Origin of the sequence: Rhizobium sp. BK379 (assembly GCF_014193955.1) — a bacterium.
Taxonomy (GTDB): Bacteria; Pseudomonadota; Alphaproteobacteria; order Rhizobiales; family Rhizobiaceae; genus Rhizobium.
The window spans coordinates 156,296-170,116 of the sequence record NZ_JACIAD010000004.1; the positions used below are offsets into that span (position 1 = coordinate 156,296).

Below are 13,821 nucleotides of genomic sequence, written 5' to 3' on the forward strand. Positions count from 1 at the left end.
TCGCGTGCTTGCGGTGGCTAAACGTCTTGCCTATCTCCGGTACGTCGGTCGTGCGGGCCGCCGTCGTGCTCATGATGCTGGCACTGCCACTGGCCGCTCCCAGCATCACGCCGCTTAAACAGATCAATGACAATCTCATTGCCGAGCGTTTTCGCTGGGCACCGCGTCACGCGAGCGGAAAGATCGTCTTCATTGCTATCGATAAGCGCAGCCTGGACGCAGTCGGCGTCTGGCCTTGGCCGCGAAGCACCTACGCAAAGCTGCTCGACAACTTGGCCGCTGCTCAGGCCAAGGACATCTTCTTGGACATCGACTTCTCGACCCCCTCGGTCGGGGAGGAGGATCAGGCCCTCGCATTGGCACTCTCCAATGCGGGCGGGGTCCTATTGCCGGTTTTCCGCCAGCAGCTCGCAGCGGGCTCAGCGCAGACGACATTCTCCAAGCCGATCCCCGATTTCCTTCAGGCCACGTGGCCCGTACTCGCCAACGTTTACCTTGATGCCGACGGCTCGGTCCGTAAGTTCGACCTTGGTGGGCAGCTGGACGGCAGTCCAACTTCATCAGGTGCTGTCGCTTTGGCGGGTCGTTCGGAAACGTCCGGAACCCTGCCGATCGATTATTCGATCGCACCTGACACCATTCCGAGCTACTCTCTTTCAGACGTGCTGAATGGCAGGGTCGCGGAAGCGCAGCTCAAAGGGCGAGCCGTCATCGTTGGCGCTTCTGCCGCCGAACTCAAGGATTTTTTCTCCGTACCGGTTTACGGGACGCTTCCCGGTCCGCTCATTCATGTTCTCGCTGCCGAAACGCTGCTGCAGAACCGGATCCTGGCCCATCCTGACGCAATGCCTTTGGAGCTTCTGCTCGCTGCGGTTTTGATCGCCGTTATCTTGGCGACGCGCTTTGTGTCCATGATCGTCATCACAGGCCTCGCCGGTATCGTGCTCATTTCAACAGAAGTCGTCGCATTCCGCCTCCAGGCCGATGCCGGCTTGCTCGTGGGGACGGCAGAGTGCTGGGTACTTGTCGGGCTGGCTTGGGTGCTGGCCCTCAACGAGCGGGTCGACCTCAGCCAGATGCTTGCCCTGCTGGCAAGCAGCGAAAGCAGGAATGCCCGATGGCTGATGCGGTCCATCATTGCCGGCAGTTCTGACGGCGTTATCGCCTTCGACAGCGCGCTTAGGGTTGTGGAAATCAACCAATCTGCGAAGTCAAGCCTCGGCATAGAAAAACACGCGTTTCTTCCCGACAGCCTCGATCCGGTCACGGCCGCCGCGCTTGGAGATTTGCTTCTGCGGCGCGACAAGGAGCCAGACAAGGTCCAATCCGCGGGCGTCGAATTTCGCCGACACACGGGCGATGGAGATGCGTTTTTCGAGGCTTCGATAACCGTTTCTCCCATCGACATGTCTCCTACGAAGCCGGCATCGTCCTTTGCCGGATGCGCAATCATTCGCGACATCACCGCCAGGAAGCGCTACGAAGATAATCTGAAGAGGCTCGCTGAGCGCGACGAGCTGACGGGTCTCCTGAACCGTCGCGAATTTCTGGCGCGCCTGACAGGTGCTGACGGAACTATTGCGGTCATCGACGTCGAACGCTTCTCGACGATCTGCGCAACCCTTGGGCGCAATGTCGGTGATTCCCTTCTGAACGCGGTTGCCTCCAGGCTTGCGTCAACTTTCCGAGAGGCTCCGCTGGCGCGGATCGATGGCGATCTCTTTGCCGTTTTTCTTGCAGGAACGGAGACACCGGCCGCGCAGGTCGAATGCGTTCTCGGAGTGTTCGAAGAAGCGATCGTACTTGACACCCTGTCCTTGACGGTTGCGGTCCGGCTCGGGCTGGCCCGATCGATCGCCGACGATCCGGTGGCGGCATTGCATGCAGCAGAATCCGCGCTGCACGCAACAAAGCAAGCAGCCGGTCGTTGGTCCGAATTTGACCCGGCAACCGCCTTGCGACAGCTGCGTTCACGTCGGTTGGAGATCGAGATGCGCGATGCGCTGAGGAAACGAGAATTTTTCCTGCTCTTCCAGTCGCAGGTCGACCTGGCAAGCGGAGACTTCGTCGGCGCAGAAGCGCTGCTTCGGTGGCAGCATCCAGAACTTGGAGCGATCTCGCCCGCGGAATTCATTCCCATTGCCGAGTCCTCTGGTTTGATCTGCGAGATCGGCCGCTGGGTTCTGATGGAAGCTTGTGCAGAGGCGGCGAGATGGCCGGCCGGAATTATTTCGGTCAACGCCTCATCGATCCAATTCGAGCGTTCAGATATGGCCGCGGAGATCGAGGCGGCACTGACGTCGAGCGGTCTACCGCCGTCGCGCCTCTGTGTGGAACTGACGGAGTCAGCCTTTATTGGCGATGGCGGGCGCTCCAGGACGAAGATGGCCGCCATCCGGCAGACCGGTGTGCGGATCGCGCTTGACGATTTCGGAACCGGCTATTCCTCCATGCGCTATCTCGCCGACCTGCCGCTCGACAAGCTGAAGATCGATCAGTCCTTTGTCCGAAGAATGACCGGGGAGGCTGGGGTCCTGGAGATCGTCAAGGCGATCATGTCGATGGCGCATGGCTTAGGTCTGGATGTCATCGCCGAAGGAATTGAAGGGAAGAACGAGCTGGATGTGCTGCGTCAGCTCGGATGTAGAACAGGGCAAGGCTATTTCTTCGCAAAACCGCAATTTCCAAATCAAATGCTGAGGCAATATGGTCTATCTCTTGCGTCACAGGTTTCAGCCTGAGCTTCTCAGGTGGTGCCAACCACGCTTCGAAAACCGCGAACTGATGAACGTGCACGTGAACTTTGGCTGGGCGTGACCAGGTGGCAGCACCGCCTGTCACAATCTCACGCCAGCCGTCACAAACGCTGATCATAAGGCCAATTTCGTCAACTGATCTAGCCGCCTAAGAGCACGCTTTTCGCGAAGTTTCGGCTGCGAGCTTGAAGGATCAGCTCAAGGCACGCGGCTACCGTTGAGCCGGTGGCAATGACAGAAGCCGAAGGCCTGGTGGATCGATCTTGCAGAAGCCAGGCTCGAAGAGCAGCAGCATATCTTCGCTCCGAGATCTATTGCTGGGGCGAGGCCGATCCGCTGTCGAGGAGGCTTACCGCGTTCGATCCTTTCAAGGCCGCTTTCGCAGTGGACCGGGACATTGTGGCCTGACATTCCTCTATGCGCGCAAGGATCGAAAATTCCTCGGGCATCTTGTGTTGGTCTGATCCGACCAATGCAAGCGTCCAATATTCGCGATCCTCGCCAAAGACGGTCGAAACCTGAACCACAACTGGTTGCGCCTCCGGTTGTCTGGCGACAGCCCAGTAATAGGCGCCGGGTTCCAACCCAATCATTTTATCGGTCCTCATTTATTGATCGGCCAAAAGCGATCCGTTGTGTGAGAGAGGCCATGATGGTTCGACCTCTGTCGAGAGGAGACCACGATTCGGGTCGCAAGCCGGCATTTGTCCGCTGGCGTACGGTGGGCGCTCCGATTGAAGAAAAAAAGCTCTTCTCGAATAGGAGCGTGCCAATTTTCATCGGTTCGTTAAATTCCTGTGACAAGCGAGCGAGGACCGAAATGACAGGGGAACCAATGACAAGGCGCTGGACCGAAAGCTGTAGCCCGATTGCCGCCACGCAGCGTGATGTCGATAAAGCGGGGGCGATCAACGCGCTTCTCGTTCGACCGATCAACGTCTTGCCGCAGAAGGCTGGTGATCCCATCCGACCCTTTGCGCGGGGTATCTTCGAGGACATCCGGCCTCTACTGAAGCCAGAGGTCGGCGTGACGAAGCTGAGACGGGCAACTGCAGTCTATGTCCGGCTGAAGCGCTACTATTTTGCGAGCGCCCAGCCCGACGCGATGCGACATGATCTGGAAGGCGCCGTCGTTGAAGCAGTGTCCGAGGCTGATCGCCTAGAAGCGCAACGCCGCTTCCTCGAAATGAAACAGGGCGGGCTTGCGGTCGAAAAAACGCCAGACTCTGAGCCCCCACAACCAACTAAGAACGAGCTCATCAGGGCCGCCCTTCTTAAGCGCCGTTCTTCGCTCTCGAAATAGACGGCTGCCAAGACGGATCGAACCTTGAGGAACAAGCGAAAGGATGCAAATCGATCCTTCACTTCGGTGGGATGACGAGCTGATCCATCGGCAATGGCGGTGCGCCTTGATCGGTCGCCAACGGCGGCTCCTCCATTAGTACGCTGGGCCACGGCGCTGCCATCTTGTCGGCAGCCGGACGAAGGTCATTCAAAACCGATGAAGCGCACCGTGCATTCTCCATAGGAATGAATGATGCGAAAGAGGCCGCTCGCCGCATTGGTATTGATGTGCTTTTGCGGCGTGTGCACGACGATGCGAAGATGTGCTTTCCTCGGCCGGTCCGTTACATAGGACATCTGCCCTTCTTCACTGACCAGCACGTCGAAGATTTCGGGCGCATCTGCCCCTTGCCTGAAAATCTCGATCAGCATAGCGCCTCGCCATTAAGGTCTCACGGAGGGGAGGTTAGCCGACTTTCGGTCAGGTTGAATCACCCTAATCCCTACCCTTTTGGGGGGGCGGGACCTACGCCCGCGGGCTGTCGGCCGTGTTATCAGCCGACGTGGCGGCATCGTCTGGGCAAATCTCAAGACGCCCGAAGGCAAAAGCCGCCCAGCAGAACGTATGTTTGAATAAGACCCACCATCAGTCACCGCCGGTTCTCGTTCGCCGAAGTCGACATTGGCAAGATAGCTCCTTTCGCCCCTCACGGCTCCTGTTCCGGTTGGCAGCGTCACCGTTCTGCGTAGGCAAGCGCAATCAAGGTCATGACAAGTGGCCTTCGCTCCTGCACCGAAAAAAGCGCTGCCTTGGCGCCGAACTCCCTCCAATGATGTTGCACTATGCGGCAACAGCATGCGGCAACATCGTCCAGCGCTTTTCAACAACTCAGAAGCGGAGGTCTTCCGTTATCGCATGGATGGAAGGCGTGCGTTTCTTCGCCGCCATCAAAAGGTCGAGTTCGATCGACGACGGGCCGAAACGCTCAAAAATGGCCTTGGCGCTCTCTCGATCGAGAGCATATTTTTGTTCGAATTCTTCGAGGGAATAGGGCTGGCCGCGCACAGGGCGCTTGCGCTCGGATGTCGTCGCCACGGTCATTCGAAACTCCACAGTTTATTGGGGGCGTAATGGAACAGCTTCTTGATTGTTCCGCCCCCGCGACGTGATCGGTCGCACGGAGAATCCCAGGTTTGCGCGGTCAGGGAGGAAGCTGCAAGAGAAGGCCACGATGATCGACGGCGCGTCTTCCAAGTCGGCAGAATAACGAGCCTTCGGTGTTCTTAAACCAACCCTAAGCCGGCCGGCCGCGCGGGAACGTACCCCGCGCGGTTTGATCGAAGTCTAGCCGTGCGCTCCGCTGACCAGAGAACGCTGGAACTTGCTTATCGGCATTCCTCCTTCAACGTGCCATCGGCCCTCTGTGCACGCCACTCTCGCGTTCCCTGCTGCGGGCATTCTGCCTTTGGGGGGCGCACGACAGTGACGCTACCTGTTTCGACGGGGTCGATCGGAATTGACATCCCACCCTGATCATAATCCTGCCGGTACCGGTCGGTGCCTGGCGGCATGCCACCGAAGCGGCCACTGGAGTCCATGTCGCCGAACGTCTGGGCGAGTGCGGGAACGGCCCCGGAGGCGGTGAGAATGATCGAGATAGCTGCGATGAACCTGCGCATAACGGTCTTCCTTTTTTGCTTGCTCGACTAGAGAAATCGCCGTCGGCCGTGCTTGTTCCAGGCGCGTGCTCTGCTGCTGCACATATTGGACCTGATAGACATACCTGGTGCCCGCGCGGGTCTTCGTCACTGTCGCCGCTTTGTCCCACGTCCGGCATTTCAAATCGCCTTCCGCAGCGGTCTTGAACGAAAGCCTATGGGTTGCTGGGGTTAGAAAAAGAGGCCGTAAGTTTGTTCAAGGTGATTGAGGGCGGACTTTATGGCGCGGCGGCACTTTATGCCGGGGCCGACCAAGTTTCAAAGCTTCGTGTGGAAGGGCAAAGGCGTTTGCAACAAGCCGATCTCGAAGGCTTCGAGGCTCGCGAACGTGTGACGGGCATTGCTATCCCCTCATCCGTGGGGTTCTTCAAACTTCAGATCGGTTTTGCAATCCATTTCTCTGTCGCAGTTGTCGCCACTACCGGCCCGATTATATGACCGACCATTATTGGCCGTCGTGCGTCAACAGGTCTGCCATCGCCTGAAAAGCCCTTGGTATCAGGCGCTTTTAGCGTTGCCGCTGACGTCGGCGGCCGTCTCGACGAGCGCGTGAGTTTCTTGTCTGTTGCTTCCTCTTCGTCAAGTTGGCTTTGCGCAGCGGAACGGCGCCCTTCAGACCGACCTGTTTGCCCAGGCATTCAGCGTGCCGTGACAGGCGATCTCGTCATGCTTGACCGAATGGGCGGAGCAGATCAGCCCTGTGGCGGAAATCAGGGCACTAAATCACCGCCGGCAGCCAAACGTGTCGGCGACCATGACAAAGTGCCCCTCTTTTTTGTGATCTGGTTTTCCTGGGCTGCGTAACATTCGCATGAACACATATCTGCGGATTGGATCCCGTCGAGCTGACTGCGCCAAGGCAATCGTGCGGCCAAAGCTGGGCAGGGAGCGAAAGGCCAGAGTTTTGGAGGATGAGAGGCTTGCTCTCGGCGCGGACCAGATGATTGGTTTGATGTCGGCGATAGCGAACTCGCGTGATGTTGGCGCATTCGAAATCCTATACGGGCATTTCTATCCGCGAGTGCGTTCTTACATGATGCGGATGACGAAGGGTGATCGCGTTCTGGCCGAGGAATTGGCTCAGGAGACTATGATGCGCGTTTGGCACAAGGCTGCGCTCTTCGATGCCGCCAAGGCGCAGGCGTCGACGTGGATCTACACGATTGCAAGAAACCAGATGATTGACTCTGTTCGTAGAGGCACGCGACCGGCGTTCGACGAGAACGATCCAGCTCTCGTGCCGGATGAGCTTGAAACGGCAGACGCGAAGATCGAGCGAGAGCAGGACGCGGCAGCATTGAACCGCGCAATGATTGCCCTGAGCGGTAAGCACATGGAGGTTTTGCGGATGTCGTTCTTCGACGGTCTCACGCATTCGATGATAGCTGACAGACTAAACCTCCCTATTGGAACAGTGAAATCGAGGATCCGACTTGCATGCGAGAAACTACGCCTAGCGCTTCAGGAACAAGCCAAATGATCGCACATCATCTGGATGGTGACATGCTGATGCAATACTGCGCGGGCACCCTTGCCGAGGGATGGAGTGTTGCCGTCGCTACCCATCTCGCCTTATGCCCCGCATGCCGATCAGAAATGCGGACGCTCGAAAGCGTGGGGGGGTACTTTCTTGAACGCGAAAATGCGGAAAGAGACGATGTCACTGAAAGCTGGCGTCGTATTAAGGACAGGATCGAGGCAGGGCACATGGAAAAAGCCGTTCGAATGAAAAAGCGTTCCTCGTCCGATCTTACCTACCCGGAACCGCTCAGAACCTATATCGACGCTGCAGGTGGCTTAAGGTGGCGCTCACTGGGCCGGGGTGCCGCGCAAATGATAATTCCGATCGGGGACAAAACGACGTCAGTTAGATTGCTTAAGATCCCCGCCGGTCAGCCGGTCCCGGAGCATTCGCACGGCGGGCTGGAACTCACGCTTGTCCTCGATGGGAGCTTTAGCGACGAAATCTCGACTTTTGGAAGAGGGGACATAGAGATCGCTGACGGCAATCTAACGCATCAGCCGAGAGCCAACCCTGGGAGAGACTGCATTTGTCTCGCCGTCACCGATGCCCCGCTCCGATTCAAGAGCAGATTGTTGCGGCTCATACAGCCATTGCTGGGGATCTGACTTCTGACCAGGAGAGACCCTCGTCGCTCCTGCTGATACAAAACCGCTAGGTTGAAATGTCTCGGCATAAATCGCGAATACCTGACCAAGTATAAATTACATCTGATCGAGACTTATAACCGGCCCTTCCTCAGTTGAGCCGTCGACCTCGCCGCCCAAAAAAATGGCGCCCACGCCCGCGATCTGGAAAGCGTCGACGGTCGCTCCTATCTCATGCTCCATAGGAACTAAGGGACGTCATCATGCCAGAACCCATCGATCGTCTGGAAGAAAGTCCTCTTGCCGAGATCCTGCCCCCGGCGAGACTCTCGAACCGCGGAACCGTCCTCTGCGATTGCTGCCGTCAAAGAAAGAGCACGTGCGACTTCGACGAGGATGGTTTCGGCATCTGTTCAGAATGTTTCTGCTCCGACGTAGCCCCGATGGATCTCATGGCTCGGTTCCGAGACGACTAGCTGATTCTTCCGAGCGCGTACCGACGCTGAGATAAGCCGTGTTCTTCATCGCAGCTGGTCATCGCTCCTGATTGAGCAATCAAGGGCTCGGTGCGCCAGCGTACTCAAATGCGTGCGACCTTCCTAAAGGCTGCGCTATCGCGTAGAAATGTCGTCATCATCAGCATACGGAGATCGTTGGCGCTGAAGGCTAAGTGTTCGTAGGTGCACCCCTCGACCCGAAAATGAACGGGTATATCGTGCTTCACTTCCGAAATCGTTCTATGTGACAGCAGACCAGGGGACGGAGCGGCTTGCCGAACGCGCGCTCCAGGTCCTCTCCGATAATCCTTCGCTCCTCGATGGGCGCGACGTTAACGGGGCAATGATTGCGCTCGTTCACGAGCTTGCTCAGGAACAGCTCCAAATAACTGGCATCCTGTCAAGATGCGCGAACGGGGACGCCACTTAAGAACCCTGAACGAACCCTCATCTACCGTGCGGGTGCAGCGGTCCAAGTTTGCGTTTGGCACGATATGAGCAAAAAAAGAGGGACGGCATGGTTGTTGCAACGACCAATTTCGAAGACACCATGTATGGCATCGAAGCGAATCTGTTGGTTCTGCGAGCTGCCTCGGCTTTAACGGCTGCAGGTATTCCGATAACGCGCCGAAGTATTGAAGAATATATGGGCCGATATTTTTCGAGGGATCTGGTAGACAAGCACCGGGTCGAGATCAATTTCATTATTGTTGACATCCTGGCGAGTGTTAAAGACCTCGACAAAGGATTCGCCTGGAATATGGATGGCTGACGCTATGAATGGTCGCTGCCCGCGTCATTCGGCGTCTCGCCTATCTGGTCAGCACATGTGACGATAGCCTATATGAGCTCGACAATCGAAGTGTCGCCGGTCTCCTCATGATAACGAGGCATCGGAGACGAGCAGCTTTGCGCGCGATCATTCCTAAGCGTGCCGCTGATCCTGGGGCTGCATGCTATTTTGCGGCCTGAGCTGACTTGTATCCGGTGCGGGTGTCCTGGATGCTTTCAGTCTTTCTCTCAGCAACAATAGCAATATCCCGGATGCAATGAAGCCCTGTAGGGACAAGTAGGCGCAGAAGATCCACCAGAACATGTTTCACCCATTTTTCAAACTCGGCGGATGTGACATCGGACAGCGGATATCGAGGAAAACAGGGACCAAAGTCTGATGCTGTCGCCCCAAACGGTCGCCGATCGCGGCGCGTGTTCAGGATGGTGAATAAAGCAGGATGGAGCGCCCTGTTAGCGCGCAGTGATGATAGGAAGCGAACAGCACGGCTTTGTTGCCTGCGGACAATGCCGACCGAAAAAGTGTAGAACGACAATGGCAATGGCTCCTGAAGCTCACCGCAAACGGTTCGGCGGGACGCTCCCGCGAGCGCCGATCCGGCCCCCACTGCGCATGACGGCGATCTCTTCGATCAGCGTTGGCTGGATCGACAGGGTATAGTGGCGCGCCGTGTTTTGCGCCTCGTCGAACGATGGGAGTAGAGCTGGTAGCAATGGGTTGTCATGCACGCAGGATCGCCAGCTTTACGCTGCGCATCCAACGACAAGTTCGAATCGATCCGGCTGCACCGATTCACGACGATGATGAATGGCGACCAAAGCCAGATCTTTTTGTCAGCTCGGGCCGGCGCGAGCTGATTGAAGGCCAGATCGGGGATCACGTCGTTTCGTTCACTATGAGCAGCAGCAAGCGGTAGTTGATGTAATGTGGCGGCCGTTCCTTCGCGTTTTCCGTTAGGCGTAACTGAAGGGAGGGGCGCTTGAGCTTGGTCGGATCCGCAGCCGAAGGGCCTGATGAGGGGAGCGATCGGATGTTCTTTGTTCAATTCACGGGTCAATTAGCTGAAGTAGCTTTTTCTCAAGACAGATTGTCGGGAGCCACTAGCTCAACATGACTTACGCCGAGTGCCTGAGCAAGCTCGTAAAGCGTGACGACGGTCGGGTTTCGCTGTCCGCGCTCTAGCCCGCTGAGGTATTGCTGGCTGTAGCCAGACCGCGCCTCGACATCTTCCTGCGTCAGGCCTTTCTCCCGACGCAGGCGAGCAAAATTGCGACCGACCAGCTTACGCATATCCATAGCCAAGAGATCGCAGTTTACACGCCTGGAGTTTATCAACTATAATATGTAAATGAGCTTGAACGACCTTCGTTGAGAGGAACAATGGAGAATGGACTTACGACAGCTAACCTACTTCGTGGCGGTGGCCCAGGAGCTGCACTTCGGTCGTGCGGCAGCGAGGGTTAACATTACCCAGTCAGGCCTGTCGGATGCGATCCTGGCCCTGGAGAAGGAACTCGGCGTGCAGTTGTTGCTGCGAACGACGCGTCGGGTGGAGCTGACGAGGGCAGGGGCCTCCTTCTACGAGCGCTCGGTCAGGATGATCAGCGAGCTGGAACTGTCGAAGGAGATCGTCCGCTCAATCGCCGGCAAGACGTCCCGCAAGATTGCGATCGGTACCGTCTATCCGGCAACGATCGGCGTGCTGCCGTCCTTCCTGGCGCGCATCGGCAGGAAGTATCCCGATATCCGCATGCATATCGAAAGCGGCACCACCGATGACATCATCCGTCATATCGAGGCGGGCCGCATCAATCTCGGCTTCATTCGGCCGGTGGAGAATATCGGCTCGCTTCGCTTCTTCTCGATTGCGCATGAGCGCTATCTCTTGGCCGTGGCTAAGGAAAGCGCGCTGTCTGCCAGAAGCGAGATCGATCTCGAGGATCTGCGCTCTGAAAAGATCATCTCCTTTTCACGCCAGAACCGCTCCTACAGCGAGCAGTATTTTGCCGAGAAGTTCGAGGAGCATGATCTGACCGACAATGTTGCCTATACCTGTGACGACACCTTCTCGCTGGTGTCACTGGTTTCGGCCGGTCTTGGCATCGGCTTCGTGCCGGAATGGACGCAGGATCTGCCGAACCGCGGCTTTGAGTTGAAGAAGGTGAGGGGGATCGATTTCAAGATCGGACTGGGTGTCGCCTGGAACCGGGAAGACCCAACCGCCGGCCGTGACGATATCATCGATATCGCACGGTCGCTGGTGCGGCCGGGCAGGTGATTCTGTAGTGGGATCGCGAGAGTTAGGATTTAAGGCCGCTAAGCGGAACTCGAGCGCGGGGCGGTCGGTGCCGTGTCGGATCATGCCGACGCCCTCCCGGCTCCTTTTTAAGCCTTCGATCGATGGCGCCCGACAGCCTCCCATGCCTTTGTATTGCCGGTGATCTGGCGCTACCAAAACCCCAAGGTTGCCTTAAGAAACGCGCGGGACAGATTCGTCTAAACACAGTCCGGTAGGGATGTCGCGAAAACCTTAAAGGGCCCGGATGCGTCCTTGTTACGTCGATACATCAACGTGGCCGGTCATTCGCCTCCTTATAAATTCGCTGATTTAATTATTAGGAATCATCCCTTTTTCGGGCTTCGGATCGATGAGACGCACTAGCGGTTCTCGATTCACTATTACCCCCTCGGCTATCCAGAATGCGATTCATCGATAGCTAGTCAAAGAAGCCTTTAAGGAGCTATAATGACGCTGGCACTGCCCACCATCCCAAAGCCAATAGGCTTTGGAGTCATTCTTAGAACGGAAATTCGAAAGCACGGCGACACGATACGTGGATTGTCCGCGGCCTTGAAAGAAGGTGGAGCATCAATTTCGACGGCGCAACTGAGTCAATGGTGCCGCGATCGAAACTTCCCCTCGAAAACGAGAAGCATACGGGCATTGTACATGATCGAGGCGCGCTACGGCTTGCCTCATGGCCACCTCGTACAGAAATTGTATTCGCTGACGGGCTATGTCTCCTGCTACGCCATCCGAGACATACCGCATCAGCGAAGGACCTTGTTCGCCTGGCACTTGCCGCACAACTTCCTCGAGCTTCCCGCTACGAAACAGGCCGAGATCAAGTCGTGGATCGCGCAAAACGTTTTTTATGGCTTGACGGAATTTCGAAAATACCAGTCTAAGGCAGTCAAACACTCCTTCAAAATGAAATTTCTAGTCCCTGATGGTCAGGGATTACGGCAGCCTCAGAAGCGACGTTCCTCTGTTTCCCCTGATCATTTGGGTCGGCCAACGCGTCAACTCGCAGAAGAGATTGATGCTCTGATTTCATTCAAAACCGCAACGCTGCCACCGGAAGGCAAAGACCGTCTAGGTCGATGGAACGCGGCGAGCGCAGAAACGGCGAGGAGAAACCTCGGATTGTTCTTTGGCGCGCTGGCTTCGTCTCCGGATGGCCGAGTTGGGGGCTTTGGGGTCCCCGTGAAAGACCTTACGATTGCTATCCTGGTCTTTCCGGCGGTGTGGGACTGGTACGTGATGTGGCGCGAAAAGCGGCGTGGTTTCTACACCGCCTATGAGCGCAGCATGATTTCCTTTGCAAAAAGCCTGGTTCGTAATGGAACGGGATGGCTTAGGCAAAACCGATGGCTTGCTTCTCGTTTGAAGCCGATTGCGGGTCTGATATCCGCTGCCGATATTCGCAAAGCGCAGTGTGCCTGGGATCAGGTATGCGATGCGATGCAATTGCACGCCTATCGTCGGGGCCGCGCACTGTTAGATGTCGAGCAGGTCCACCGTAGTTCCTTCGAAGCCATCGAAACCATCCTCGCTACCGACAACCCGATCAGAGAATACCGCAAAATCACGAAGGAAATCATCACGCATGTTGAGAAAGGGGGATTGAGCGCATATGAGGAGGCACAAGCAATCCGCGCTTTTCTCATGATGCAGTTTGGTCTCCATCTCGGATTGCGGCAGAAAAACCTTCGTGAACTCCTCGTCGGCACATCAGATCGTCCGACATCTGTCTTGTCACTTGTTCAAAAGCGTCGAGGTGAGTTGCGGTGGCGATCAGACACCGGAAAGTGGGAAGTTCTCGTGCCCGCAATCGCATTCAAGAACGGCCATTCACGGTTTTTCGATGGCGGAAAACCTTATCTTTGCGTGGTTCCCGATGTCGACAATCTCTATGCCTTGATCGCCGCTTATTTGGAAAAACATCGCCCATTGCTCGTCAGAGCACACAGCGACCCTGGCACTTTTTTTGTAAAGGGAAACATCAAGAGGAAGGGCCGTCTCGATTATGATCAGGCGTCATTCTACACTGATTGGCGCGAGGCGGTCGCAAAATATGGCATATACAACCCCTACACCGAGAGAGGTGCGATAAAAGGACTGCTGCCCCATGGGCCACATTGTATTCGAGATGTCCTGGCAACGTACGTGCTAAAGAGGACGGGATCCATCGAGCTCGCCGCGCTCGCGATCCACGACTCTGTTCCGATGATCCAAAAATACTATGGCCGCTTTCTCCCTTCAGAAAAGACAGCCCTCGTCATGAGGACGATAGGCGAGGCATGGTGCGATTAGGAAGCCGCGACGCCGTCCAGACAATTGGAACGGCAGGCTCGGTCATGGGTCTGGAAGGCCCCCGTC

The 13,821-nt window shown here is 56.6% G+C and carries 13 protein-coding genes; 8 read left to right on the plus strand and 5 right to left on the minus strand.

Annotated features, from left to right (window positions below; all coding sequences use genetic code 11):
- Positions 1–26 precede the first annotated feature (26 nt).
- Positions 27–2,741 (plus strand): EAL domain-containing protein, encoded by a 2,715-nt coding sequence (locus FHT93_RS19770; RefSeq protein ID WP_348649787.1) that lies wholly within the window; start codon positions 27–29, stop codon positions 2,739–2,741.
- Between the two features lie 850 nt (positions 2,742–3,591).
- Positions 3,592–4,059, plus strand: coding sequence for a ProQ/FINO family protein (locus FHT93_RS19775; protein ID WP_113116123.1), 468 nt, complete (start codon positions 3,592–3,594; stop codon positions 4,057–4,059).
- A gap of 185 nt (positions 4,060–4,244) precedes the next feature.
- On the opposite strand, the gene FHT93_RS19780 is transcribed toward FHT93_RS19775, so the two are convergent.
- From FHT93_RS19780 to FHT93_RS19790, 3 genes are all read right to left on the minus strand, one after another.
- Positions 4,245–4,472 carry a hypothetical protein gene (locus FHT93_RS19780; protein WP_112543303.1) on the minus strand — a complete coding sequence of 76 codons (228 nt, stop codon included), beginning with the start codon at positions 4,470–4,472 and terminating at the stop codon, positions 4,245–4,247.
- 457 nt (positions 4,473–4,929) lie between these two features.
- Positions 4,930–5,142, minus strand: coding sequence for a hypothetical protein (locus tag FHT93_RS19785; protein WP_112543304.1), 213 nt, complete (start codon positions 5,140–5,142; stop codon positions 4,930–4,932).
- Positions 5,143–5,426: 284 nt separating this feature from the next.
- Entirely contained in the window at positions 5,427–5,720 is a 294-nt protein-coding gene (locus tag FHT93_RS19790; protein ID WP_113116018.1) for a hypothetical protein, read from the minus strand.
- Between the two features lie 231 nt (positions 5,721–5,951).
- On the opposite strand from FHT93_RS19790, the gene FHT93_RS19795 reads away from it, so the two are divergent.
- From FHT93_RS19795 to FHT93_RS19810, 4 genes are all read left to right on the plus strand, one after another.
- Entirely contained in the window at positions 5,952–6,197 is a 246-nt protein-coding gene (locus FHT93_RS19795; protein ID WP_113116017.1) for a hypothetical protein, read from the plus strand.
- Between the two features lie 373 nt (positions 6,198–6,570).
- Positions 6,571–7,239, plus strand: a complete 669-nt coding sequence (locus FHT93_RS19800; protein ID WP_348649788.1) for a sigma-70 family RNA polymerase sigma factor — start codon at positions 6,571–6,573, stop codon at positions 7,237–7,239.
- Positions 7,236–7,889, plus strand: coding sequence for a ChrR family anti-sigma-E factor (locus FHT93_RS19805; protein WP_113116016.1), 654 nt, complete (start codon positions 7,236–7,238; stop codon positions 7,887–7,889). Before FHT93_RS19800 ends, FHT93_RS19805 begins: the two co-directional genes overlap by 4 nt.
- Before the next feature lie 993 nt (positions 7,890–8,882).
- Positions 8,883–9,137 carry a hypothetical protein gene (locus FHT93_RS19810; protein ID WP_183849049.1) on the plus strand — a complete coding sequence of 85 codons (255 nt, stop codon included), beginning with the start codon at positions 8,883–8,885 and terminating at the stop codon, positions 9,135–9,137.
- A 184-nt stretch (positions 9,138–9,321) separates the two neighbouring features.
- On the opposite strand, the gene FHT93_RS19815 is transcribed toward FHT93_RS19810, so the two are convergent.
- Positions 9,322–9,693 (minus strand): hypothetical protein, encoded by a 372-nt coding sequence (locus FHT93_RS19815; RefSeq protein WP_183849051.1) that lies wholly within the window; start codon positions 9,691–9,693, stop codon positions 9,322–9,324.
- 542 nt (positions 9,694–10,235) lie between these two features.
- Positions 10,236–10,454: a helix-turn-helix transcriptional regulator gene (locus FHT93_RS19820; RefSeq protein ID WP_183849053.1), complete on the minus strand. Its 219-nt coding sequence runs from the start codon at positions 10,452–10,454 to the stop codon at positions 10,236–10,238.
- Between the two features lie 91 nt (positions 10,455–10,545).
- Between FHT93_RS19820 and FHT93_RS19825 the strand changes: the two genes are divergently transcribed.
- Together FHT93_RS19825 and FHT93_RS19830 are read left to right on the plus strand one after the other, a co-directional pair.
- Entirely contained in the window at positions 10,546–11,436 is an 891-nt protein-coding gene (locus FHT93_RS19825) for a LysR family transcriptional regulator (RefSeq protein WP_183849055.1), read from the plus strand.
- 468 nt (positions 11,437–11,904) lie between these two features.
- Positions 11,905–13,755 (plus strand): site-specific integrase, encoded by a 1,851-nt coding sequence (locus tag FHT93_RS19830; RefSeq protein WP_183849057.1) that lies wholly within the window; start codon positions 11,905–11,907, stop codon positions 13,753–13,755.
- Positions 13,756–13,821: the final 66 nt, after the last annotated feature.